Annotated in this window: 20 protein-coding genes and 1 tRNA gene; 9 read left to right on the forward strand and 12 right to left on the reverse strand. The window is 54.4% G+C overall.

The annotated features are described in order from the left end of the window. Positions 1–36 precede the first annotated feature (36 nt). The 4 genes from AC3Y7R_RS03010 to AC3Y7R_RS03025 all read right to left on the reverse strand — a co-directional run bounded on the left by AC3Y7R_RS03010 (position 37) and on the right by AC3Y7R_RS03025 (position 3,516). Positions 37–516: an acyl-CoA thioesterase gene (locus tag AC3Y7R_RS03010; protein WP_490040522.1), complete on the reverse strand. Its 480-nt coding sequence runs from the start codon at positions 514–516 to the stop codon at positions 37–39. Positions 517–521: 5 nt separating this feature from the next. Then, positions 522–595 (reverse strand) — tRNA-Gly (locus AC3Y7R_RS03015). 34 nt (positions 596–629) lie between these two features. Then, positions 630–2,663 carry an ASKHA domain-containing protein gene (locus tag AC3Y7R_RS03020; protein ID WP_490040523.1) on the reverse strand — a complete coding sequence of 678 codons (2,034 nt, stop codon included), beginning with the start codon at positions 2,661–2,663 and terminating at the stop codon, positions 630–632. Positions 2,664–2,757: 94 nt separating this feature from the next. Further along, entirely contained in the window at positions 2,758–3,516 is a 759-nt protein-coding gene (locus AC3Y7R_RS03025; protein ID WP_490040524.1) for a helix-turn-helix domain-containing protein, read from the reverse strand. A gap of 134 nt (positions 3,517–3,650) precedes the next feature. Here AC3Y7R_RS03025 and AC3Y7R_RS03030 point away from each other — a divergent pair, with 134 nt between their 5' ends. Continuing rightward, on the forward strand, positions 3,651–4,070 hold the full coding sequence (locus tag AC3Y7R_RS03030) for a hypothetical protein (RefSeq protein WP_490040525.1): 420 nt from the start codon (positions 3,651–3,653) through the stop codon (positions 4,068–4,070). A gap of 61 nt (positions 4,071–4,131) precedes the next feature. Here the strand turns inward: AC3Y7R_RS03030 and AC3Y7R_RS03035 are convergent, their stop codons facing one another. The 4 genes from AC3Y7R_RS03035 to AC3Y7R_RS03050 form a co-directional block, all read right to left on the reverse strand. Further along, complete coding sequence (locus tag AC3Y7R_RS03035; RefSeq protein WP_490040526.1) at positions 4,132–5,289, reverse strand: sterol desaturase family protein; 1,158 nt, start codon at positions 5,287–5,289, stop codon at positions 4,132–4,134. A gap of 116 nt (positions 5,290–5,405) precedes the next feature. Continuing rightward, positions 5,406–6,488 carry a dihydropteroate synthase gene (locus AC3Y7R_RS03040; RefSeq protein WP_490040527.1) on the reverse strand — a complete coding sequence of 361 codons (1,083 nt, stop codon included), beginning with the start codon at positions 6,486–6,488 and terminating at the stop codon, positions 5,406–5,408. 12 nt (positions 6,489–6,500) lie between these two features. After that, positions 6,501–7,430, reverse strand: coding sequence for a methylenetetrahydrofolate reductase (locus tag AC3Y7R_RS03045; RefSeq protein WP_490040528.1), 930 nt, complete (start codon positions 7,428–7,430; stop codon positions 6,501–6,503). A 31-nt stretch (positions 7,431–7,461) separates the two neighbouring features. Continuing rightward, the gene (locus AC3Y7R_RS03050) at positions 7,462–7,761 is read right to left on the reverse strand and encodes a virulence factor (protein WP_490040529.1); all 300 of its coding nucleotides are present in this window, start codon (positions 7,759–7,761) and stop codon (positions 7,462–7,464) included. 260 nt (positions 7,762–8,021) lie between these two features. On the opposite strand from AC3Y7R_RS03050, the gene AC3Y7R_RS03055 reads away from it, so the two are divergent. Continuing rightward, positions 8,022–9,164, forward strand: a complete 1,143-nt coding sequence (locus tag AC3Y7R_RS03055) for a Ppx/GppA phosphatase family protein (protein WP_490040530.1) — start codon at positions 8,022–8,024, stop codon at positions 9,162–9,164. Between the two features lie 71 nt (positions 9,165–9,235). Further along, positions 9,236–9,979 carry an RlmE family RNA methyltransferase gene (locus tag AC3Y7R_RS03060; protein ID WP_490040531.1) on the forward strand — a complete coding sequence of 248 codons (744 nt, stop codon included), beginning with the start codon at positions 9,236–9,238 and terminating at the stop codon, positions 9,977–9,979. Here AC3Y7R_RS03060 and AC3Y7R_RS03065 read toward each other — a convergent pair. Next, positions 9,976–10,587 carry a class I SAM-dependent methyltransferase gene (locus AC3Y7R_RS03065; protein WP_490040532.1) on the reverse strand — a complete coding sequence of 204 codons (612 nt, stop codon included), beginning with the start codon at positions 10,585–10,587 and terminating at the stop codon, positions 9,976–9,978. The two genes, AC3Y7R_RS03060 and AC3Y7R_RS03065, sit on opposite strands and share 4 nt — an antisense overlap. A 72-nt stretch (positions 10,588–10,659) precedes the next feature. Continuing rightward, entirely contained in the window at positions 10,660–11,109 is a 450-nt protein-coding gene (locus AC3Y7R_RS03070) for a YaiI/YqxD family protein (protein ID WP_490040533.1), read from the reverse strand. Between the two features lie 112 nt (positions 11,110–11,221). Between AC3Y7R_RS03070 and guaB the strand changes: the two genes are divergently transcribed. The 3 genes from guaB to AC3Y7R_RS03085 all read left to right on the forward strand — a co-directional run bounded on the left by guaB (position 11,222) and on the right by AC3Y7R_RS03085 (position 16,257). After that, positions 11,222–12,670, forward strand: coding sequence for an IMP dehydrogenase (gene guaB, locus AC3Y7R_RS03075; RefSeq protein WP_490040534.1), 1,449 nt, complete (start codon positions 11,222–11,224; stop codon positions 12,668–12,670). Continuing rightward, the gene (locus AC3Y7R_RS03080) at positions 12,671–13,855 is read left to right on the forward strand and encodes an RsmB/NOP family class I SAM-dependent RNA methyltransferase (RefSeq protein ID WP_490040535.1); all 1,185 of its coding nucleotides are present in this window, start codon (positions 12,671–12,673) and stop codon (positions 13,853–13,855) included. A gap of 71 nt (positions 13,856–13,926) precedes the next feature. Continuing rightward, positions 13,927–16,257: a hybrid sensor histidine kinase/response regulator gene (locus AC3Y7R_RS03085; RefSeq protein WP_490040536.1), complete on the forward strand. Its 2,331-nt coding sequence runs from the start codon at positions 13,927–13,929 to the stop codon at positions 16,255–16,257. Between the two features lie 38 nt (positions 16,258–16,295). Here AC3Y7R_RS03085 and AC3Y7R_RS03090 read toward each other — a convergent pair whose 3' ends face one another. After that, positions 16,296–17,051, reverse strand: a complete 756-nt coding sequence (locus AC3Y7R_RS03090; RefSeq protein WP_490040537.1) for a gamma-glutamyl kinase — start codon at positions 17,049–17,051, stop codon at positions 16,296–16,298. Positions 17,052–17,089: 38 nt separating this feature from the next. Here AC3Y7R_RS03090 and recA point away from each other — a divergent pair, with 38 nt between their 5' ends. The 3 genes from recA to AC3Y7R_RS03105 all read left to right on the forward strand — a co-directional run bounded on the left by recA (position 17,090) and on the right by AC3Y7R_RS03105 (position 21,313). Then, positions 17,090–18,196: a recombinase RecA gene (gene recA / locus AC3Y7R_RS03095; RefSeq protein ID WP_490040538.1), complete on the forward strand. Its 1,107-nt coding sequence runs from the start codon at positions 17,090–17,092 to the stop codon at positions 18,194–18,196. A 173-nt stretch (positions 18,197–18,369) separates the two neighbouring features. Beyond that, complete coding sequence (gene alaS, locus AC3Y7R_RS03100; RefSeq protein WP_490040539.1) at positions 18,370–21,021, forward strand: alanine--tRNA ligase; 2,652 nt, start codon at positions 18,370–18,372, stop codon at positions 21,019–21,021. Position 21,022: 1 nt separating this feature from the next. Then, complete coding sequence (locus tag AC3Y7R_RS03105; protein WP_490040540.1) at positions 21,023–21,313, forward strand: DUF1330 domain-containing protein; 291 nt, start codon at positions 21,023–21,025, stop codon at positions 21,311–21,313. Positions 21,314–21,385: 72 nt separating this feature from the next. Here the strand turns inward: AC3Y7R_RS03105 and AC3Y7R_RS03110 are convergent. Next, positions 21,386–23,736, reverse strand: a 2,351-nt coding sequence (locus AC3Y7R_RS03110; RefSeq protein WP_490040541.1) for a GcvT family protein, incomplete at its 5' end; no start/stop codon positions are given.

Below are 23,736 nucleotides of genomic sequence, written 5' to 3' on the forward strand. Positions count from 1 at the left end.
TTCGCCCACCCGTCATTTTTCATTTGGGGCCAGTGGTTAGCTTGCCTCTTCAACAGCGCCATCGCGCGTCATTAAGGTGTCGCGCAGGTTTTGGTTTATCTCTTGCTTCGTCCCATTGTGATTCAACATGACAATGATGGCGTGTGATGTGGCGCGCAGGGTGCCGCCAGCCCAAATGGCATAGTCCATCCGAAAACTTGTCCGGCGCAGCGCGGCGGTGCGCCCGGTCACGATGTAATCCTCGTTGAGCAGCATTTCTTGCAGGTAATCGACCTGCACCTGACGCAACACCAGTTTCGGGGCTGCGGCGCTCAAGTCCGAGATGTCGTAGGCGCGCAGGTATTGAATGCGGAAATTTTCCAGCCAGCCCAGATAGGCCGCATTATTGATGTGGCCAAGCGCGTCTAATTCCCCAAATCGGGTGCGATCTGCCACGCCAAAGCTCCACGGCTCGGGGATGCCAAGCTTGCGCAGCGCGGCGGTCTCAAGGGGGGTATGGTAGGGGATATTTGTCATATTTTTGGAGCGGGTAACGAGAATCGAACTCGTAACTAAAGCTTGGGAAGCTGCCGTGATACCTTTTCACCATACCCGCGTTGGCCATGAATTATGCCAGTGGCGCGGTGGCGTCAAGTGCGTCTGCGATGTCTTCTTCCGCCAGATTTATCACCGCCGCCGGTGTTGAAGTTGGTATCGGGCAGGGTGACGATGCCGGCAAGGTTTGGGAATTTCTCCACTGCGTTGGGGATGTTGGAGGCGTTGACGAAATGCTCTTGGAAGCGCGGCTCGATGGCGGTCTCGATCTTGTGGATGTTGTGCACGGTTTGCTCAATCTCGGTGCGCGCGTCAGTGTTGAGCAATGCGATGCGCGCGCCAGTGCCTGCGGCGTTGCCCGCCGAGGTGACCTTATCCAAGGGGGCGTCTGGGATCATGCCCAAGACCATGGCGTGTTTGGGTGAGATATGCGCGCCGAACGCCCCAGCAAGGACGATGCGGTCAACTGTGTTAACCTCAAACTTATCCATCAACAGGCGCGCGCCGGAATAGAGCGCGGCCTTGGCCATTTGAATTTCTCGAATGTCGCGGTTGGTCACGGTAATGGGGCGCTCGGGGTCGTTATAGACCATATAGCTAAAGGTTCTTCCGTCTTGAAAACAACGGCTTGTACCTGTTTGTTCAGGTGATCCGATCAAGCCGGGGCCATCCACAATACCCGCCATGCGCATCTCTGCGACCATCTCGATAATACCGGAACCGCAGATGCCAGTGACGCCAGTTGAGGCGATGATGTCGGAAAACCCATCCTCATCGGACCAGATGTCGGAGCCAATAACCTGAAAGCGCGGCTCTTTGGTTTGCGGATCAATCTCGACCCGTTCAATTGCGCCGGGGGCGGCACGTTGGCCGGAGCTGATCTGCGCCCCCTCAAAGGCCGGACCGGTGGGGGACGAGCAGGCCAGAACCCGATCTTTGTTGCCCAGAAGGATTTCCGCGTTGGTGCCAACATCAACAACCAGCACCAGATCATCGGATTTATGAGGGGCTTCCGACAAGGCCACAGCAGCGGCATCGGCCCCAACATGGCCGGCAATGCAGGGCAAGATATAGACCCGCGCCGATGGATGAAGATTTAACCCTAACTCCATGGCCTGTAATGATAATGACCCGGAAGTAGCAAGCGCGAACGGGGCTTGCCCCAACTCGAACGGGTCAATGCCAAGGAACAGGTGGTGCATGACGGGATTGCAGACAAACACCGCGTCGACGATCAGAGTGCGGTCAATTTCAGCCTCCGCGGCGATCTGCACAAACAAGGCGTTCATGCCTTCGCGCACCGCTTGGGTCATCTCCTGCGCGCCGCCCGCATTCATCATAGAATAGCTGACGCGGCTCATCAGGTCTTCGCCAAAGCGGATTTGTGGGTTCATAATGCCCGAAGACGCGACGACCTCTCCCGTTGCCAAATCACATAGATGACCGGCAATTGTGGTCGATCCAAGGTCCACTGCCAGCCCGTAAATGGAACCCTCGTAGAAGCCCGGCCAGATGTGCATGATCCGCGGGCCAAACAGGTTGTCACCAAGGTGAACGGCACATGTGACCTTCCACTCACCTTTGCGTAAAATGGGTTGTAGGGTTCTGAGCAGATCCAAGTCGACATCAAGATCCGGCAGGTCCCAGTCGTTGCGTAAGGCTTTGATTAGGCGCTCTAAATCGCCCGAAGGCTCGTGCATGTCGGGCTGCTCTACCTCGACATAAAACAGCTTGGTGGACGGGTTCAAGGTGATGTCACGCGCCTCGGCACGTTTGCGCACAACTTGCTTATGGACTTGGCTGCTTTCGGGCACGTCGATCACGATATTGCCCTGCACCTGCGCCTGACAGCCCAACCGACGCCCTTTGGTTAACCCGCGTTTGTCATCGTAGCGCTGCTCGACGCTGTTCCATTCGGACAAAGCATCCTCGCGTACCGTGACGCCATGTTTGGGAAACTCGCCATAGGAGGGTGTAACTTGGCATTTTGAGCAAATCCCGCGCCCACCACAAACGCTATCGAGGTCCACGCCCAATTGTCGTGCGGCGGTTAACACAGGCGTTCCCACGGCGAAATGCCCGCGCTTGCCGGACGGAGTGAAGATCACAAGGGGGTCTGTATCGGCCATGGGGTGCTCGCTCGTTCTTGTCGCCTGATTTGTAAGCGATTTTTGCCGAGTTGCAAAGGATGGAGGGGCAGTTTGATCTGCGTTTTTGACAGAGTTATAGGCCGTTTAATATCGCATCGGCTTCCGACGTCGCGGGGAACATCAATTCGATTTTCAGGTCGGTGATTGTCAAATCCTCCGCTCCGCCGAATTGCGCGATGGTGGAGAAAAGCGGCAGCCGCAGTGATCCCACGGCATAGATGGTTGAAACGACAGGCGGAAGCGGCGAGGGCGCATCATACTCCGCAACGACCGGATCGCGCGCGAGTGTTTGGATGGCAGTGTCGAGCGCGCGCAACCCGCCAGCGGCACGGCTCTCGGCCCGCAACCGTTGCAACATGTGGTGGCCAACCTCCGCCCAGTTCTCGATAACCTTGGCGGCAGAGTTGGGGGTGGTCACGAAGTCCAGCAAGTTTGCCCCTTGGCCAAGCCCCGCAAGCTGGAACAATTTTTCGGCAGGTTTGTTAAGCTGGACAAGCACCCAATTCGCATCAAGAACCATCGCAGGATAGGGCGCATGGTTTTGCAGCAGTCGCGACATCGCGGATGACACCATCCTCATATGCTCGTCCGACAGTCTTGATTGGGTGTGCTGAGGGGCAAAACCTGCGGCGTCAAACAAATCATTTCGACGCGCTGAGGGAACTTCGAGAATGTCACTTAGATGTTGGATCATGGAGCGGCTTGGCGACGCGCGGCCAGTTTCCAAAAACGAGATATGGCGCGATGACACATCCGCCTCAACGGCGAGTTGTAATTGGCTTAAATGGCGCGCTTTGCGCCAGAACTGAAGGTGGGGTCCAAATTTGCTCATGCCCTCACGATACCGCATCTCCCGCGCAATTTCACTTACCTTCGGGGTAATTGTTTTACGGCAATTGAGCGACGTAATCGTGCAGTGACCTTTACTTGGATTAAACGGAGACCAGACCGATGGATATTGAAACGATGAGCCGCAGACTAAAGATCGTGGGCATAGCGAACCTGATAATGGGCATAAACTTCGCATTGGCCGCCTTGCCGATGCTAAACCTTCCAGCAATGCTATTCGCCGACGTTGTGATCTGGCCGGTTGACGGGGCTGAGGACGGCACCGCGCCAGTGGCAAGATTGATGCTGGCCATATCAGGTGGTGTGATTGTGGGGCTCGGTTCTATCTGGCTTGCGGCAGCAGGGGCGCCATGTCGAGAAGCGCCGCAAGTGGTTCGCAAGTTGCTAATTGTCGGCGCGGTGACGTGGTTTGTTGCCGACAGCACAGGATCGCTGCTGGCTGCGGCCCCGCTTAATGTGGTCGGCAACATCCCCTTTCTTGGGCTTTTGTTGTGGCCGGTTTGGAAGGCAGACGCATTGGTGCCTGCGAGGGCATAGCGACCCAAAAGCTGGCCCCGGGTCAAAGCCGCGGGGCCAGCCATAAAATGTGAAGTTTCGACTATTTCGTTGTCGTAGTTTTTGGAGCTGGCACCTTTTTCTTGGTGAACGGGTGAATGAACTGGCGCACAAAGCCGCGTGGGACTTGCTCTCCTGCCACACCGTATCGTTTGGGCCAGCGGCCTTCTGGCATGTGGTAGGTCCCAAATAAGCGATCCAAAATAGGGAAGTGGATGGCGTAATTGACGTCGATGGCTTCGCGCTCGGCCCCGTGATGCCAGTGATGAAAGCGTGGGGTGGCGAGGAGTTTTTCGACGGGTTTCAGGTTCCAGCCGATGTTGGAGTGGATGAAATGAGAGTAGAAATATACAATCAGCACATAGGCTTGAATGGCCGCCGGATCGAATCCCAGAGTAAACATCGGGATGGCCGTGACACTACGCAGGACCGCGATTTCAATGAAATGCATGCGCGAGCCAGCGAGCCAGTCGAGGTGCTTTGCAGAATGGTGTACCGCATGAAAGCGCCACAGGGCCGGGATCGTATGGAACAGCCGATGCACCCAGTATTGTACGAAATCCGAGAACACTAAGATTGCGAACATCTGCACTGCAAAGGGCAGGGTGAAAACCCACTCCTGTATCGGCCCCATATTGATGTAGCTGGTGATTAAATTGGATGGCATCAATGTCAAAAAGGTCAGAACTTGGACCATCAGGGATGATACCAGATAGTAAAACATGTCTTCTTGCCACTCGGGGCGAAAGACCGTCTGATCATCATCTTGTGGGAAGTAGCGCTCTAGCGGCACAAAGAGAAAACCAAGGAACACGACGTTTAGGATAAAGAAATCTAGGCCAAAAAAGAGTGGCGCGGTTAGGGTGGAGCTGTCATCGGGCGCTCCGATTAGCGAGGTGATGACAATGAGAAACAATGCGGTCCAGCCAAGGATTTTATCGCGCGAAAGCAAGAGGGACAGCAACGCGAAGGCGTAGCCCAGAAGTAATACCACTTGAAGGAGAAATTGTAGATGTGCTTGCGTGATGACTTTTGAGAGGTCAGGGGTGGAAAATAGCCCCGGAAAATACATGACCGCCAGAAGTGCCGCAGCGGTGAGGCCCGCCAAAAGCGCACCTCCGCCAGACAACCAGCCACTACCAAACGGGCGATCTTCGCGCGGGCGCTCCAGTTGAAATTTTAATCGGCGGACAAAGGACATGGGCAAAGCTCCTAGATAAAATACCCCTAGAGCTTGCCGAATATAGGCGGGCAGGAAAAGTGAAATATGGCGCTCCGCCATCCATTGCAGTTGGGCGGTGCCTAATTGTCCCTGACTTAGCCTCGACGGCGACGACCGCCGCTGCGGCCACCGCGGGCACTGGCGGCACTGCCATCGGCATTTTTGGGCTTGTTGGCGGTGATCCAAGCGCCGCCGGATGGGTCTTGGTTCATCAAGAAATTAGCGGCGCGGATGGCTTCCATTTCGCGACCAGATTGCGGCTTGGTTGATCCCATACCCGTCAGATATGCCAGTAATTCCGGATCAATATCATCGGGAACAATAATGCCTGCTGCCGCCAATGCATCCAGCTTTTCTTGCATCTTCTTGGGGCCAACAGGCAATGCAATCGGGTTCATGATCGCGCTGGTCATGCCCGCGCCCATGGCCATGGGCAGGAAGGCGTTGTTGATGCCGTGACGGTTGGGCAGGCCGAACGAGATATTGGAGGCTCCACAGGTCGTGTTTACTCCAAGTTCCTCGCGCAGGCGGCGCACCAAGGTGAAAACCTGCAAACCCGCAGTGCCCATCGCACCAATGGGCATCACCAGCGGGTCCACCACGATGTCATGCGCCGGAATGCCGAAATCGGCGGCGCGCTCGACGATTTTCTTGGCGACTGCAAAACGCACATCGGGGTCTTCCGAGATGCCAGTGTCATCATTGGAGATTGCCACGACGGGGACGTTGTATTTCTTCACCAGCGGCAAGACCAACTCCAGGCGCTCTTCCTCGCCGGTGACCGAGTTCAGCAAGGGACGGCCTTCGGCAGCAGCAAGGCCGTTTTCCAGCGCGCCGGGAACCGAGCTGTCAATGCACAGCGGGATATCAACAACGGCTTGAACGCGCTCGACAAGTTCTTTCATCAAGGCCGGCTCGACAAAGTTGTTGTCGGCATAGCGCGGATCTTCGGCCATTTTGTTGGAAAACACCGCGCCAGAGTTAATATCAAGCACATTGGCGCCCGCAGCCGCCTGCGCAATGGCGTCGGCCACAACGCGGGAAAAATCACCGCGTTCCAGCTCTTCGTTGAGAATTTTGCGACCCGTGGGATTGATCCGTTCGCCAATAACGCAAAACGGCTCATCAAAGCCAATAACAGTAGTTTTTGTCTTTGATTCTATAATGGTACGGGTCATTCTTAATCCTCTTTAGTGTTGCTCTGCCGGGGCTGCGGATGCGCCACCGTGTTTGATGGCCCAATTGGCGTTGGTCTTGATACCGCCCAGCGGGAAGAAGTGCACGGATTCAATGTTGAAATCAGGATTTGCGGCCTTGTGAGCGGCTAATTTGGTTAACACCTCGGTCGGCTCATAGGGCAGCAGCAGTTTGGTCACATCCATCGCACGCTTTTGCAGCACTTTTAGGGAGGGGCCAACGCCGCAGGCAATGGCGAATTTAATCAGCGTTTGCAGTTTTGCGGGGCCTGCAATGCCAATATGAACGGGCAGCTCGAGGCCTGCTGCTTTGATTGAATTGGCCCATGCGATAATCGGGTCCGCCTCAAAGGCAAACTGTGTCGCAAGTGCCATTTTGGCATCCGATGTATCGGAAAATTTTTGTTTCCAAGCAAGAGCTTCATCGACGATCTTCATCCCGCCATTCGGGTCAATGTCGCGATTGCCTTCAGGGTGGCCTGCAACATGCAAGCGGGTGAAGCCAGCTTCACCGAACAGCCCGGTTTCTAATAGCTGCATGGAGGAATGGAAGTCGCCATGTGGCTGCGCCACACCGCCTGCAAGCAACAGGGCTTGCTTGACGTCAGCCTCGCCTTGGTAGCGGGCAATCCAATCGGCGAGCATGGCCTTGTCTTTGATAATGCGCGCAGGGAAATGTGGCATGACAGTGTAGCCGTCGCGCGCCAGACGAGCCGCGGTGGCGACCATATCCTCGATCGGGGTGCCCTCAATATGGGCCACGTAAACACGGGTGCCTTCGGGCAGTAGCGCGCGAAAGTTTTCGACCTTTTGGGCCGTGCGCGGCATCACCTCGATGGAGTAATCTTGCAAGAAGCTTTCCACCTGCGGATTAACAGGACCCTCATCCGACACAGCGGAGCGTTTGAAATTCAGCAAGGCCATGAGCCCCTCCCTTATGCGCATTCCAAGTGGATCAGGCGGCATTGCCATCGTTCGCGATGAGCTGCTTGATCCTGTCCGTGTCGTATTCTGCCTCAAGGCGCACCGCTTCGGCTTTTGCGACATCTTGAGGCTCGCCATCGACAGGGTAGGGGCTGGCTTTGCGCCAATCGGCCAAATAGGCGTCCGCATCCTTGGCCCCGACCTTCATGGCGGCACGATCAATGGCTTGCTCGAAGCGTTCTTCCAGTTGAACTTTATGGGCGCGGCGCCCTTTGCCCACGATGACTTGAGCCGGAATATCGCGCCAGTAAACGATGGTAACGTCGGGCATAGCTTAGTTTCCTTAATGAAGCCTGTGCGTTTTATAGTAGATCACTGGCGCACTGGAGCGAGGCGTGTTTTCGACATTTGATCGAATGTGAACGACCCAAGAATATTTGCCCCCTTGCTAGGCAGGATTGCCCTATTAGGCCAGCGCGTGGAGGGCTCGAAATTTTCATGGTTTTTATGAAATTGAGGCAAGGCTTTGCTTGCGTCAGGGGCCGCGCGCTCCTACGTTGTTGATAACCCTGTATTAGGAGGCCCTGCGCCATGGCGAAATATCCGCCGCACAGCGCGGGCCCGTTCGTCAAACCGGCCCTTGTGCCGACCGCGCGGCCCGCGACCACGCCTGCACCAGCGGGCAAACCTGATTCAGCCGATCTGTATGCGGCGCTGGATTTAGGCACGAACTCTTGTCGCATGTTAGTTGCGCAGCCCAAGGGCAGCCAATTTCATGTGGTCGATAGCTTTTCCAAATCTGTCCAGCTTGGGGCCGGGCTGGAGAGCACGGGAAAACTGTCGCGCAATTCGATGGCGCGCACTGTTGGGGCCTTGAAGATTTGCCAGAAAAAGCTGCGCCATCATAATGTTAAGCGCATGCGCTTGGTCGCGACCGAGGCTTGCCGACGCGCGAGTAATGCAAGTGAGTTCATCAAACTGGTAACCCGCGAGACCGGGTTGGAGTTGGAGATTATCAAGCCCGAAGAGGAAGCGCGCTTTGCGGTGATTTCCTGTGCACCGCTGGTCTCGGTCAATACCGAGCAATTGCTGGTGGTTGATATTGGCGGTGGCTCGACCGAATTGGTTTGGATCGACCTGAGCCGTGTTCCCAAGGTGGACCGGCCTCGCGCTATCATGCGGCTGCACACCGGGTTTGACCCCAAGGACAGCGAATTTCCGGCAGCCAAGGTGGTGGACTGGATTTCCGTGCCCTTGGGCGTTGCGACCCTGCGCGATCAATTTAATGACGTGGATGATGATGGGGCGCGGTTTGCCCTTATGTCGTGGTTCTTTGAAGAAAACCTGGCCGAGTTCACCCCCTATATTGACGCCGATCAAGTGCGCGACGGATTTCAGATTGTGGGAACCTCGGGGACGGTCACGACTGTGGCCGCGTCTCATCTGGGGTTAAAGCGCTATGACCGCAATAAAGTAGACGGGCTGCGGATGACTTCGGATCAAATTGACCGGGTGATTCAGGAGTATTTGCATATGGGGCCGGAGGGGCGCCGCGCTGACCCGCGTATTGGCAAGGATCGCCATGCGTTGATCATGTCGGGGGCTGCGATTTTGCAAGCCTTGCTGCGGGTCTGGCCAACGGATCGTTTGTCGGTGGCTGATCGTGGGCTTCGCGAGGGGCTGCTTTATGCCCAAATGTCGAGTGACGGGGTGCTTGAGGAAGGCCCCTATTAAACCTGCGCCGTTGCTGTTGGTGGTTTGCGTCGTTATAGCCCGTATTTTAAAGAACAAAGAAGATGAGTGTCATGGCCAAATCACCCACCGGACCTAAAGGCGGCAAAAGCGGAAACACCTCGGGGCGCGGGCAGCGTGAGCTTAAGGTTAAGGTGAAATCCGCGCGGGGGCGTACGCTATCGTCTACATTGTGGCTGCAACGGCAGTTGAATGACCCCTATGTGAAGCGGGCCAATGCCGAGGGTATGCGCGGACGTGCGGCTTATAAAATCTCGGAGATTGACGACAAGTACCGGTTTTTGCTGCCCGGGAAGCGGATCGTGGATCTTGGTTGTGCGCCGGGTGGTTGGTGTCAGGTCGCGGCCAAGCGGGTGAACGCACTTGGTGAGCGGGCTGGGAAGGCTCAGGGTTATGTTCTGGGGGTGGACTTGCAGGAGGTCGAGCATGTTCCGGGCGCGGAAATTCATGTGCTGGATTTCCTCGACGAGGGGGCTGATGATCAGGTTAAGGAATGGATAGGAGGCACTGCCGATGTTGTGATGAGTGACATGGCGGCGGCCTCCTGTGGCCACAAGCAGACCGACCACTTACGCATCATCGCCCTTTGCGAGGCCGCGGCTTACTTTTCCTTCGACGTGCTGGAAGAGGGCGGCGTTTTCGTCGCCAAGGTTCTTGCCGGTGGGGCTGAAGGGGAATTGCAGCATATCTTGAAGCAAAAATTTACGAAGGTGGCGAATTTCAAACCCGGAGCCAGCCGTCAGGGTAGCTCCGAGAAGTTTGTTGTGGCTCAAGGCTTTAAGGGGCGTGGTGCCTAGGTCGTTTTGGCTATGAATATATCATGCTCGATTGTCCATGCCATGTTATGACTGCGGGCCCAGTCGACCAATGCATCCAGTGACGGGTAATCGCTATAGGCCGGGTCATCGGTGCCAAAGCAACGAACATCATCAATCATTACAGTGACTTGCCCGTAGTTGCCGCGATTGGCATCAAGCGTTTGCAACTCGACCAGAACGGGGCAATCAGTTTCACCTTGAAAAGTTGAACCGGCCGAGTAATGGCCATCGAACCAGAAATTCATGTCGCCGGACAGGCTCGGTAAGAGCTTGGGTAATATTTGTTCACTTGTGCCATTATGGACCGTGATGTTGCTCTTGGCCGCAAATTTTTTCACCGCCCGATCATAGTACTTTTGCGCAGGCTCAATGGTATGGACGTTGCCACCTAGGCTTGAAAGAAACTTAGTTGTGTCCCCTTTAAAGGTGCCTGTTTCGATCCACGTTCCACCGGGGACGCCGTGTCTCTTGAACACTTTTTCTTTTATGAATTGAGGGCTTTGCGCACCAAAGTTGCGCCTCTTCCAGCGAAAAAACTCCCTTAGCGGACGCAAAGTGCCGCCGATAAAACCTGTATGTTGGGCCATGCTCAATTCCTTTTTGCTAGCAATATCGCCTGTGCTCGGGTTGGTCAAATTATCACTTTGGAAAGCCGCAATTTAGCTGCGCAGCAGCCGGGTAAGCTCGCGGTCCAATGCGTTTAGAAAGTTGGAGCGGTCTTTGCCTGAGAAGGGGGCCGGGCCGGAGGTTTGCTCTAGGCCTGCGCGCAGATCGGCCATGATGGCCCGCGTGGCGATTGCCCCGCCTATATTGGAGGTGTTGAATGGCTTGCCCGTGGGGCCTAGCACTGTGGCGCCAACCTCAATGCAACGCCCTGCCAACAAGATATCAGCAGTAATGACCACGCAAGAGGGGGTGGCGGTATCGGCGATCCAATCATCGGCGGCGTCAAACCCGTCAGAGACAACTTGCATGCTCAGCAGTGGGTGGTTTGGCAGGCGCAGGTAGCTATTGGCGACCAAGGTGACGGGAATATTCAGGCGGTAGGCGACCTTAAAGATTTCCTCTTTGACGGGGCAGGCGTCGGCATCGACCAAAATAGTGGGCATATTTTACGTTCCTTGCGGGGTTGAATGCGTTTGGCATAAATTCCCCCCTTTCGCACGGGCCAAATCCATGAAATAGGAAACTGCCAAACGAACCCTCCCCAAGGAGTACCCCATGGAGATTCGCGAGGCCCTTACCTTTGACGATGTTTTGCTTGTTCCAGGCGCATCCAACGTGCTGCCATCAACGGCTGATACGCGCACTTTTGTGACCCAATCTATTGCGATGAATATCCCGTTGCTGTCGTCAGCAATGGACACTGTGACCGAGGCCCGCATGGCGATTGCCATGGCGCAAGCTGGTGGCATGGGCGTTATTCACCGCAACTTGGACGTGGAAGAGCAAGCGCGCCAAGTGCGCCGCGTGAAGCGGTTCGAGAGCGGTATTGTCTATAGTCCGATCACATTGAGCGCCAATCAGACATTGGCCGATGCCAAGGCGCTGCAAGAGCGCTACAAAGTGTCCGGCTTCCCAGTGGTCAATGAAAAAGGTCATGTGCTGGGCATCGTGACCAACCGCGACATGCGCTTTGCTTCGGATGACGCGACACCGGTGTCGGCGATGATGTCTAGTGACAATCTTGCCATGCTGCGCGAACCTGCTGATCTGGGCGAGGCCAAATCTTTAATGGAGGCGCGCCGGATCGAGAAGCTTCTGGTCGTTGACGGAAATGGCAAATTGACCGGGCTTTTGACGCTGAAAGACCTTGAACAAGCTGTTTTGAACCCTCAGGCCTGCAAAGATGATTTGGGGCGCTTACGGGTTGCTGCCGCCACCACTGTTGGTGATGCCGGGTTTGAGCGCTCGCAGGCATTGATTGATGCTGGCGTTGATCTGGTCGTGATCGACACGGCGCATGGGCATTCTGAGGGCGTTGCGATTGCAGTTGAGCGGGTAAAGAGGATCTCGAGCGACATTCAGGTGATGGCAGGAAACGTGGCCACCGCGGAAGCCACGCGTGCGCTGATTGGCGCGGGCGCGGATTCAATTAAGGTGGGTATCGGGCCAGGATCTATCTGTACCACGCGCATGGTTGCAGGTGTTGGGGTTCCCCAATTGACGGCCATTATGGATTGCGCATCTGGGGCAGGAAATATTCCGATAATTGCGGATGGTGGCATCAAATTTTCCGGCGATTTTGCCAAAGCAATTGCCGCAGGTGCGTCATGTGCCATGGTCGGATCAATGATTGCTGGCACGGACGAATCTCCGGGAGAAATCATTTTGTATCAAGGGCGTAGCTTTAAAAGCTATCGTGGCATGGGCTCGCTTGGGGCGATGGCACGCGGTTCGGCTGACCGTTATTTCCAAAAGGATGCGGCCTCTGACAAACTGGTGCCTGAGGGCATCGAGGGGCAGGTGCCTTACAAAGGGCCAGCGGGCACGGTTATTCACCAATTGGTTGGCGGTTTGCGCGCCTCAATGGGCTATACAGGATCGGCCACGATCACAGACATGCATGAGCGGGCAAACTTTGTGCGCATCACCGGGGCAGGGCTAAAGGAAAGCCATGTGCATGACGTGCAGATCACGCGTGAATCCCCGAACTACCGGATCGGCTAAGTGACCCCCGCAGCACGCCTTTCAGCCGCTATTGAGGTGCTTGACCAGTATTTGGCAGGCTCAGCGGCTGAAAAAGCATTAACCAATTGGGCGCGCCGGTCGCGGTTTGCGGGCTCTAAGGATCGTGCTGCGGTGCGCGATATCGTGTTCGATTGCTTGCGTAAACGTGGCACTTACGCGCGATATGGTGCAGAGCTGACTGGGCGGGGCTTGGTTGTCGGCCATGCACAACAGGGCCGTGATTTTCTCGAGGTGCAGGCGCTATTTACTGGAGAGGGTTATGCACCCGCGCGGTTGAATTCCACCGAGGAGAGCGCCATAATCGCCACCCCTCATATGACGCCGGATATGTCATTTAATATGCCCGACTGGCTAAGGGATGAGCTCATTGCATCTGTGAATGACGAGGCGCTCGCCGTGGCTCAAGCTTTTTGTGTGCGTGCCAGCGTTTTTCTACGGGTAAACCTGTCAAAAATTTCACGACAGGGCGCGATTCAGTCGCTTGCAGGTGATGGTATCGTCGCGGTTCCGCACGATCTGGCGAAGACCGCCTTGGAAGTAATTGAAAATCCTAGGAAAATATCTACCAGCCATGCTTACAATAACGGGCTGGTTGAGCTGCAAGATGTAGCATCACAGGCCATTTGTTTGGGCTTGCCTAAGGCATCGCGTATGCTGGATTACTGCGCCGGCGGCGGTGGTAAAGTGCTGGCCTACGGAGACCAAAACGATGCTAGGCTTTTTGCCCATGATGCAATCCCCGCACGGCTGCGCGATCTTTCACCACGGGCCAAGCGGGCAGGGCTGTCAGTTGATGTTCTATCAACGGCTTCTTGCCGTAAGGCGGCGCCCTTTGATCTGGTCTTGTGTGATGTGCCGTGCAGCGGCAGCGGCGCTTGGCGGCGCTCGCCAGATGGAAAGTGGTCCCTCTCTGAAGAGGATTTCCATAATCTATTGAACTTGCAGCAAGAAATATTGAATGCAGCCTCCAATCTCGTGGCCCGAGATGGTGTCTTAGCTTATGTAACTTGTTCGGTTTTTTCGCGAGAAAATGAGGCGCAAATTGCAGAGTTTTGTCATCAAAATAAAGGATGGAGCAGTAGCTATCAACGCCGCTATTCCCCGCTAGAGGGTGGTGATGGGTTCTATGTCGCGTACTTGACACACGCAGTTTCTGATCAGTAACATTCGGAATGTTTACTATCTTAAGGGTGAATTAAGGATTTCGCTCGATAGTTTTGACTGGAATGATTCTTTTGGAGTATGGCGATTTGGCCCATCTGGCGAAGGCAGGCAGCTTTTGGAACAGGGCAACCAAGGGGCTGACACGACGCATCACGGTTCTTTACCTGACTGCTGTATTGGCAGCTTTCGCAAGCGTCTTGACCCCTGACCTGCGACTGGCGGTTTTGCTGGCTGGGTGCGGCCTAACGCTCGGTTTGATCGCGACGACCCTTAAACTGCGCGGCACTCACAAAGACGACAGGGGGACCCTATCAATTGATGGTCTAATTGCATTTGATGAACATGCCGTCTTCGTCACCGATGCCACGGGCCATATTCTTGCTCAAAACTTAGCAGCGCGGGATTTAGCACCGATTTCTAATGGCGAAGCGATTGACCAAGCCGTGGGGCAATTCTTGAGCAACGCCAGCGCAATTGTGTTTAGGCTGCAAGCCAAGGCTTATAAAGTAGATACAGCCTTTGAAGACGTCGTGACGCGACATGGGCGGTTTCGATTGGCTGTGCATCGGATTGCGGACACAGAAGATTTGATTTGGCGCGTGCATTACCCCGTGGAGCAGAGCGCATCTGGCCACCCGGCGGACAGGCTCTCTTTGCCAATGTTTACGATTGGTGGGTCTGGGGCTGTATTGTTTATGAATGATGCCATGCGCAAACTCGTCGGCGCTCGGGCCAAATCCTTGGACGATTTATTCGTTGATCAGCCTACGGTAAGTGGACAGAATACAGTTCTCAATGGTGTTGATGGTCCCATTGATGCGTTAGCCATCATTTTACCCTCTAACCTTGGGCGAACTGAATACTTTATGGCCCCGACGTCCGATGCGGAAGCTGCAACGACTTCGGCAGCAATGACACGCCTAGAAGACTTTCCGGTGGCCCTTATAGAACTCGAAATTGATGGGCGATTGAAAGACTATAATGGACTCGCACGCAACTTGCTCGGCCTTGACAAATGCCCGGCTGAAACGTTGTCAGATTTGATAGAGGGCCTAGGGCGCCCAGTTGCCGATTGGTTATCGGAAGCCTCAGAAGGCAAAGGGTTGCATCGCCCTGAAGTGTTGAAATCACGTCGCGGACCGGATGAGGTTTATATTCAGGTTACACTGGGGCGGGCCATACAAAATGGGGAAATATCCCTTATTGCATTAATAAATGACGCGACCGAATTGAAGTCGCTTGAAGCGCAATTTGTTCAAAGTCAAAAGATGCAGGCGATTGGTCAATTGGCAGGCGGCGTGGCACATGATTTCAATAACCTTTTGACGGCAATTTCGGGCCACTGCGATCTCTTGATGTTACGCCATGACGCAGGAGACCAAGATTATGCAGATCTTGAACAAATTAACCAAAACGCAAACCGAGCAGCTTCACTCGTGGGGCAATTGCTGGCATTCTCACGCAAGCAGAACCTTCAGCTAGAAATATTGGATATGCGTGACACGCTCTCTGACCTAACACATTTGTTGAACAGATTGGTTGGCGCGCAAATTTCCCTTACCCTTTCACATGACCCCAATTTAATGTCCGTGAAGGCTGATCGAAGGCAGTTAGAGCAAGTTCTCATGAATCTGGTCGTAAATGCACGCGATGCGCTTGGTGGCAATGGTGAGATCGTAATTGAAACCCGTAATATCAACCTAACATCTGAATTAAAAAGAGACCGTGCGGTAGTTCCGGCTGGTGATTATGTTCTTGTGAAGGTGAGTGATGACGGCTGCGGGATTCCAATTGATAAGTTGCCGAAAATATTTGAACCCTTTTATACAACGAAGAAAACTGGTGACGGAACTGGGCTTGGTCTTTCAACTGCGTATGGGATTATCAAACAGTCCGGCGGCTTTATCTTTGCCGATAGCGATTTAGGACAGGGAACAGTTTTTTCAATCTATTTCCCGACACACGATCGACCGGTCGCTAAAACTCTTGCCACGGAGGAAGTTTTATCTCCGGCAATAGAACCTGGACTCGCAGGAGGAATTGTATTGCTCGTTGAGGATGAAGCTCCGGTTCGAGCGTTTGCCAGCCGTGCGCTTCAACACCGTGGCTTCCAAGTTATTGAGGCCGATTGCGCAGAAGCGGCACTCAGCATGCTAGACGACAAAGAACTGGACGTTGATGTAATCTTGACCGACGTTATCATGCCGGGCATGGATGGCCCAACTTGGGTTAAGCTAGCTCGTCAAGACCGTCCAGACTTGAGGGTTGTCTTTATGTCTGGCTATGCAGACGGCAATACAATCGACGAACAATCATCCGTTCCGAACTCCGTATTTCTGCCAAAACCATTCTCCCTCGATGAATTGACCACGACGGTTCGGCGCCATGTGAATGCGGCCTAATTGGAGTTAAAGCCGTAACCTGACACACCCTTAAAGCATCACGATATGGATAATGGACCATCCTTCAAGGCTTCAAATATTTGGAAGTCTAAGTGGAGAGCGCTGTGTACCTGTGAAACCAAGTTATCTGATAATTTTAGGGTCTTCTCCGGGGACTTATTGAGTACGTTTAACTCGATTGGCACCTTCAAACGGTTTGATAAGAACTCGATTGCAACTGGTAAGTCATTGTATGAAAATAAATGGTTTACCAATAAATCCCCACTGTCATCCGTCACAAAGCGCCCCTGAGATCCAATATCGGCAAAGGGTGGTTTCACATCCAATAGATATGCTTCGACAAACTGGTCGAAGCTAACATTTTCAGTGCTGTTTGGGTGCCCGGAGAGGGCATCGCGTCGACGATACCGATACCAACTTCCAAGCCAGTCAAGGGGGTCGCGCATAACGGCCATTGTTTCTAGTGATTTTAAGTTCTTCCGCTCAAATAGGTTGCGATAGTTTTTTTCAAATCCACGCGCATTTGTATGCTTCAGGCCTGGTGGATCACGAAAAAGAACAGAAACACGAGAGCTAAGCGCGCGCTCGATCGCAGAAGTACCCGTTTTTGGAACCGCGAGAAAAACCAGTCGTTCTTTAAAGAAAATCATCATCTTATAAGGTGTGTAGCAGATTTCTGAGCCACTTAAACCAAACTTTAACGAAAAGCGTTGAAAGATGTTTAAAGAATTTACTTGAAATGTTCTCTTTTTGTGCTCATACAACGGGAACAACAGGCGAACATAAGCACCCATTGCCGCGCTAATGGCAGTGTGAAATAAGGGCGGAAACCATGGCAACAGCAGAACTCCTGAAAATGAACCCAAAAGACCAATCCAACAAACAAAAGGCGCTAGATTCAGCGCTGGCCCAGATTGAGCGTCAATTTGGCAAGGGATCCATTATGAAGCTGGGTGGTGAAAATGCCATTCAAGAGATCGAGGCAACCTCGACTGGTTCTCTCGGGTTGGATATTGCCCTTGGGATAGGCGGCCTACCAAAGGGACGGGTCGTTGAAATTTACGGCCCAGAGTCGTCGGGGAAGACGACTTTGACGCTTCATTGTGTTGCTGAGGCGCAAAAATCTGGTGGGGTCTGTGCTTTTGTGGATGCTGAACACGCATTGGATCCGATGTACGCGCGCAAACTTGGCGTGGATTTAAGCGAGTTACTGATTTCGCAACCTGATACTGGCGAGCAGGCACTGGAAATTGTCGATACACTGGTACGCTCAAGTGCAGTTAACATGATCGTAATTGACTCGGTTGCAGCTTTGACGCCAAAATCCGAGCTTGAAGGTGATATGGGTGACAGCTCGGTTGGTGTCCATGCTCGTTTGATGAGCCAAGCAATGCGTAAATTAACGAGCTCAATTGCTCGATCAAATTGTACAGTTATTTTCATTAACCAAATTAGGATGAAAATCGGCGTTATGTTTGGCAGCCCGGAGACCACGACAGGCGGCAACGCCTTGAAGTTCTATTCCTCGGTGCGTTTAGACATCCGCCGTATCGGAGCAATAAAAGACCGCGACGAGGTGGTCGGAAATCAAACCCGCGTTAAAGTCGTGAAAAATAAGGTGGCTCCGCCGTTCAAGCAAGTTGAATTTGATATTATGTACGGCGAGGGTATCTCTAAAATGGGCGAGCTTCTGGACCTTGGCGTCAAGGCTGGTGTCGTTGATAAGTCGGGCTCATGGTTCAGTTACGGTGATGATCGAATTGGTCAGGGCCGTGAAAACGCCAAAACTTTCCTAAGGGAAAACAGCCATATTGCCTTGGGTATTGAGGATAAAATTCGTGCTGCGCATGGATTGGAATTTGATTTAGCTGCTGCTGAGAAGGCCTCTGCGAAAATGAATGCAGATACGCCAAATGATGACGGGTTGGTTGAAGATTAGCCCTAGCGGCACACCGAACTTAGTCTCGCGGCTTGGTCACGTTAAAATCAAAATGGATTTGGGCTGCCTTTTGGCAGCCCTTTTTTCATTTCAGAGCTGCAATTGTTGACGCATGTCTTTACCTACCCGCCGAGGGGGGATATTTGCTGTTTAACCAATGCAAAGTGAGCCCTATGCCCAGCCTTAACGATATCCGCTCGACCTTCCTGCGCTATTTCGAGAAACAGGGTCATTCCATCCAGCCGTCCAGCCCACTGGTGCCGCGCAACGATCCAACTTTGATGTTTGCCAACTCCGGCATGGTGCAGTTTAAAAACCTGTTTACCGGGGTTGAGACCCGAGATTACAGCCGCGCGACAACAGCGCAAAAATGTGTACGTGCTGGTGGCAAGCATAATGATCTTGATAACGTCGGCTACACCGCACGCCACCACACATTCTTCGAAATGATGGGGAATTTCAGCTTCGGGGATTACTTTAAGGCTGATGCGATCCACTATGCGTGGCAGATGCTAACCGAAGAGCTGAAAATTCCAAAAGAAAAGCTCTACGTTACGGTCTATCATACCGATGATGAAGCTGCCGAGATATGGAAGAAAGTTGCAGGGCTTGGGGATGACCGGATCATCCGCATCGCGACGGATGACAACTTTTGGATGATGGGGCCAACGGGTCCTTGTGGGCCATGTTCCGAGATTTTTTATGACCATGGCGACCACATTTGGGGCGGCCCACCGGGTAGCCCTGAAGAGGACGGCGATCGATTCGTTGAGATATGGAACCTTGTGTTCATGCAATATGAACAATTCGAGGACGGCACACGGGTTGATCTGCCGAACCAATCAATCGACACCGGAATGGGGATCGAGCGGGTTGCCGCGCTGTTGCAAGGCACCAACGACAACTATGCCACCGATTTGATGCGTAACCTGATCGAGGCCTCCGCCAACGCGACATCTAGCGATCCTGACGGCCCGGGCAAAACACATCACCGTGTGATTGCGGATCATTTGCGCTCCACCTCGTTTTTAATCGCCGACGGTGTGATGCCCTCCAATGACGGGCGCGGATATGTGCTGCGCCGGATCATGCGTCGGGCTATGCGTCATGCGCATTTGCTTGGGGCAAAGGACCCGGTCATGCACCAACTGGTGCCCTCTCTGGTGCAACAGATGGGAGCGGCTTATCCGGAATTGGGGCAGGCCCAGGCGCTCATCGAGGAGACGCTTCGCGCCGAAGAGACCCGTTTCAAGCAGACGTTGGAGCGCGGATTGCGGTTGCTGGATGACGAGCTTACCGGCCTAGCAGAGGGTATGGAGCTGCCTGGAAAAGCCGCCTTCAAACTTTACGACACCTTCGGGTTTCCGCTCGATCTTACCCAAGATGCCTTGCGTGAAAAAGGCCGCGGGGTTGATGTGGACGGGTTTAACGACGCTATGGCCGAGCAAAAAGCCAAAGCACGCGCGTCTTGGTCGGGTTCTGGCGAGGCTGCCGATAGCACGATTTGGTTCGACGTCGCAGACAGGCATGGCACGACTGACTTCTTGGGCTACGATACGGAAGTGGCCGAGGGCCAGTTGCTGGCAATCATGAAAGATGGCGCGCAGGTTAATGTGGCCACGGTTGGTGACAGCGTTCAACTCATTTTCAATCAGACACCATTCTACGCTGAAAGCGGCGGGCAGGTGGGTGATAGCGGTACGATCAAGACCGACACGGGCGCAGGCACGATCACTGAGACGCGTAAATCTGCTGGCGTATTCATCCATTTCACCGACGTGTCCGAGGGCGAATTGCGCGTCGGCACAGGGGCTGAACTGGTCGTAGACCCGATCCGGCGCAGTGCAATTCGCGCCAACCACTCAGCGACACATCTGTTGCATGAAGCACTGCGCGAGGCATTGGGCGAGCATGTCGCACAACGTGGTTCACTAAATGCTCAAGACCGTTTGAGGTTTGATTTCAGTCATAACAAAGCTTTGTCGGCCGATGAATTACGTAAGGTGGACGCGGATGTGAACCGGTTTATCCGCCAGAACTCGACCGTCGAGACACGGATAATGACGCCAGATGATGCGCGCGGAATTGGCGCGCAGGCGTTGTTTGGTGAAAAATATGGTGATGAGGTGCGTGTTGTGTCGATGGGGCGCGCGCAAACTGGAAAAGGGGCTGATGGGCAAACCTATTCCATAGAACTTTGCGGCGGCACCCATGTGAAGCAAACCGGCGACATCGGCATGTTTGTAACTTTGGGTGACAGTGCCTCCAGCGCTGGTGTGCGCCGGATTGAGGCACTGACTGGTCAGGCTGCGTTTGATTATTTGAGCGGGCAGGACGCGAAGCTTGCGCAAACGGCAGGGATGTTAAAATCCGCCGTAAGCGATGTGCCAGACCGGGTTAAGGCATTGCTTGAGGACCGCAAAGCGCTGTCCAATGAGGTTGCCCAATTACGTCGCGAGTTGGCGATGAGTGGCGGGGCCGCGCAGGTGGCGGACGAGGATGTCTCGGGAACGGCCTTCTTTGCGCAGGTGTTAAGCGGCATCTCAGGCAAAGATTTGCCCGCGCTGATCGACGAGCACAAAGCGCGCATGGGCACGGGAGCCGTCTTATTGATCGCGGATGCCGGCGACAAAGTTGCAGTGGCCGCAGGCGTGACGGACGACTTGGTCGCGACATTATCGGCAGTCGATCTTGTCCGCGCAGCAGTTTCAAAGCTGGGTGGCAAAGGTGGCGGCGGGCGACCTGCCATGGCCCAAGGCGGCGGCACGAGCGCGGATAATTCAGACGCAGCAATTAACGCGGCAAAAGCCGTAATTGGAGGATAGAATGCCTACAGCCCTATGGATCGCACATGTGAAGGTCACGGACCCTGATCGCTATGCGAAGTACGCAGCCGGTGCGACAGTGGCGATTGCGGCTCATGACGGCGTGTTTTTGGCACGCAATGGCGCCTATGAACAGTTGGAAGGCAATGATCGGGCGCGCAATGTTGTGGCTCGATTTTCATCCCTAAAACGCGCACATGAGTGTTATTATTCAGAGGCTTATCAGGCGGCATTAAAGTTTGCAGAAGGCGCTGCGGAACGCGATCTGATGATTGTTGAAGAGCTAGACTAGCACACTTCAAAGTTTGTTTTATGTATACCCTCCGGAGAGATATCCGGTGGGTATATTTTTACTAAAGAGAAATTAGCCACGCATTTTGACACCATCGGCATCAAATGGTGGCTCGACAATAAGTGTGGCAGAGCGCATTTGGCCGAGGATTTCTATCTCTACTTTTAGGCCATCATGTGCATGTTCGCGCGGGATCAGTGCCAAGGCGATGGATTTGTTCGAATGATGTGCGAAGCCGCCTGATGTGCAAAACCCTTGGACCTCTCCGTCAATGAAAACCGGCTCGTACGCCACAACGTCTGCGTCATCTGCATCAACCTCAAAGGCACAGAGTTGGCGCTCTGGTGGGGTGTCACGTTCAGCTTCAGCGGCTTCCCGGCCAATGAAGTCTGCGTCCTTTTTGAAGCTGATGAAGCGATCCATACCGGTTTCGGCTGCGGTATAGTCCGGTGAAAACTCTGACAGCCACGAGCCAAAGAATTTGTCGAGGCGCAGCGACATCATGGCGCGCATCCCAAACGGGGTGAGGCCTTTGGGCTGGCCTTCTGACCATAAGGTTTGCCACAATTGGCGCTGATCCATCGGGTTGCAGTAGATCTCGTAGCCCAGATCGCCCGTGTAGCTGACCCGTTGCACGCGGCATGCGGTTTGCCCGATTGTCATCTCGCGGACATCAAGGAAGCGCATGGCGGCGACATCATCGCGGGTGCAGGCTTGCAGTATCTCGCGCGATTTTGGCCCTGCGATTTGAAATCCCGTGAGCTGATCCGAGATGTTTTCAACCGATACGCCGTCTTGTGCGTTCTGCTCGAACCAGCGTTTGTGGTAGGATTGGCTGCCGTAGGATGCGGTCAGGTAGAATTCGGTCTCGGAGGCGCAAGATACGGTGAAATCCCCGATTAGGCGGCCTTTGTGCGACAACATCGGAGTAAGTGACAAGCGGCCCTTTGCGGGAATTCGGCCAGCCATGAGGCGGTCAAGCCATGCGCGCGCATCAGGTCCGGTGACGCGGAATTTTCCGAAATTCTGCACCTCATTGATGCCCGCAGCGTTACGAACCGCAGCGACTTCGCGCGCCGTAGCCTCAAAAGCATCGGAGCGGCGGAAGCTTGGGGTCTCGAATGTTGGCTCGTCGCCAGTGGCAAAGTAATTGGCGACCTCAAGGCCGAATTGCTGCCCCCAGACCGCGCCCATATCGGTGAAAATATCATACATTGGCGTTGTGCGGTGCGGGCGCGCGGCGGGGAGCTCTTCGTTCGGGTAGCTGACCGAGAAGCGGCGTTGATAATTCTCGATCACCTTCGGGCGGGTGTAGCCCGGTGTGATCCAATCGCCGTAGCGCGAGATATCCATGGCGAAAGTGTCGCGTTCGGTTTCACCCTCGATCATCCATTGGGCCAGCATCAAACCGACGCCGCCGCCTTGGCTAAAGCCAGCCATAACGCCGCAAGCCGACCAATAATTGCGCAGGCCAGGTACGGGGCCAACCAGAGGATTGCCGTCAGGCGCAAAGGTAAATGGGCCGTGGATCACGGATTTCACCCCTGCGCGTTCCAGCACGGGGAACCGCTTGAAGGCAAATTCGATGCTGTCTTCGATCTTGTCGAAGTCATCGGCCAAAAGCTCGTGGCCGAAGTCCCAAGGCGTGCCATCAATTGCCCAAGGGCGGCAGGGTTGCTCGTAGAATCCAATGCAAAGGCCACGGCCTTCTTGGCGCAGATACGACTCGCCAGCAGGGTCCATCACATGCGGATGCTCGGCGTCGCGCTCGTATATTTCGGGCGTTTCTTCGGTTACCAAATACTGATGCTCCATCGGGTGTAGCGGCATATATGCCCCCGCCATGGCCCCAACTTCGCGCGCCCATAACCCCGCTGCATTCACCACATGTTCGGCGTGGATCGTGCCCTTGTTGGTCACCACATCCCAAGTGCCATCGGCGCGCGGATTGGTTTCCAGAACCCGAACGTGGGTCTCGATCGTGGCCCCGCCCATGCGCGCGGCTTTGGCGTAAGCATGAGTGGTGCCGGAGGGGTCGAGGTGGCCGTCAAGCGGATCAAAAAGCCCGCCGACGATGCCGTCAATATTGGTGATCGGTGCGATTTTTGCAATCTCTTCCGGCCCGACAATCTCGGTTTCCAGCCCCATGTAGCGGTGCTTGGCGCGCTCTGCGACCAGCATATCAAAGCGGTCTTTGTTATCGGCCAAGGTCACGCCGCCGACGTGATGCAACCCACACGACATGCCGGTGATCTCTTCCAGCTCGCGGTACAATTTGATGGTATAGCCCTGTAGCGCTGCCATGTTCGTGTCGCCGTTCAGCGTGTGAAACCCGCCCGCAGCATGCCATGTAGAGCCGGACGTCAGCTCGGAGCGCTCAAGAAGTAACACATCAGACCAGCCTAGTTTTGTGAGGTGATACA

Source organism: Litoreibacter sp. (genome assembly GCF_058136045.1).

Coding starts and splice junctions, on each gene's coding strand:
- AC3Y7R_RS03010 (WP_490040522.1), bottom strand. CDS start 516: ATGACAAATATCCCCTACCATACCCCCCTTGAGACCGCCGCGCTGCGC.
- AC3Y7R_RS03020 (WP_490040523.1), bottom strand. CDS start 2,663: ATGGCCGATACAGACCCCCTTGTGATCTTCACTCCGTCCGGCAAGCGC.
- AC3Y7R_RS03025 (WP_490040524.1), bottom strand. CDS start 3,516: ATGAGCAAATTTGGACCCCACCTTCAGTTCTGGCGCAAAGCGCGCCAT.
- AC3Y7R_RS03030 (WP_490040525.1), top strand. CDS start 3,651: ATGAGCCGCAGACTAAAGATCGTGGGCATAGCGAACCTGATAATGGGC.
- AC3Y7R_RS03035 (WP_490040526.1), bottom strand. CDS start 5,289: ATGTCCTTTGTCCGCCGATTAAAATTTCAACTGGAGCGCCCGCGCGAA.
- AC3Y7R_RS03040 (WP_490040527.1), bottom strand. CDS start 6,488: ATGACCCGTACCATTATAGAATCAAAGACAAAAACTACTGTTATTGGC.
- AC3Y7R_RS03045 (WP_490040528.1), bottom strand. CDS start 7,430: ATGGCCTTGCTGAATTTCAAACGCTCCGCTGTGTCGGATGAGGGTCCT.
- AC3Y7R_RS03050 (WP_490040529.1), bottom strand. CDS start 7,761: ATGCCCGACGTTACCATCGTTTACTGGCGCGATATTCCGGCTCAAGTC.
- AC3Y7R_RS03055 (WP_490040530.1), top strand. CDS start 8,022: ATGGCGAAATATCCGCCGCACAGCGCGGGCCCGTTCGTCAAACCGGCC.
- AC3Y7R_RS03060 (WP_490040531.1), top strand. CDS start 9,236: ATGGCCAAATCACCCACCGGACCTAAAGGCGGCAAAAGCGGAAACACC.
- AC3Y7R_RS03065 (WP_490040532.1), bottom strand. CDS start 10,587: ATGGCCCAACATACAGGTTTTATCGGCGGCACTTTGCGTCCGCTAAGG.
- AC3Y7R_RS03070 (WP_490040533.1), bottom strand. CDS start 11,109: ATGCCCACTATTTTGGTCGATGCCGACGCCTGCCCCGTCAAAGAGGAA.
- guaB (WP_490040534.1), top strand. CDS start 11,222: ATGGAGATTCGCGAGGCCCTTACCTTTGACGATGTTTTGCTTGTTCCA.
- AC3Y7R_RS03090 (WP_490040537.1), bottom strand. CDS start 17,051: ATGGGTGCTTATGTTCGCCTGTTGTTCCCGTTGTATGAGCACAAAAAG.
- recA (WP_490040538.1), top strand. CDS start 17,090: ATGGCAACAGCAGAACTCCTGAAAATGAACCCAAAAGACCAATCCAAC.
- alaS (WP_490040539.1), top strand. CDS start 18,370: ATGCCCAGCCTTAACGATATCCGCTCGACCTTCCTGCGCTATTTCGAG.
- AC3Y7R_RS03105 (WP_490040540.1), top strand. CDS start 21,023: ATGCCTACAGCCCTATGGATCGCACATGTGAAGGTCACGGACCCTGAT.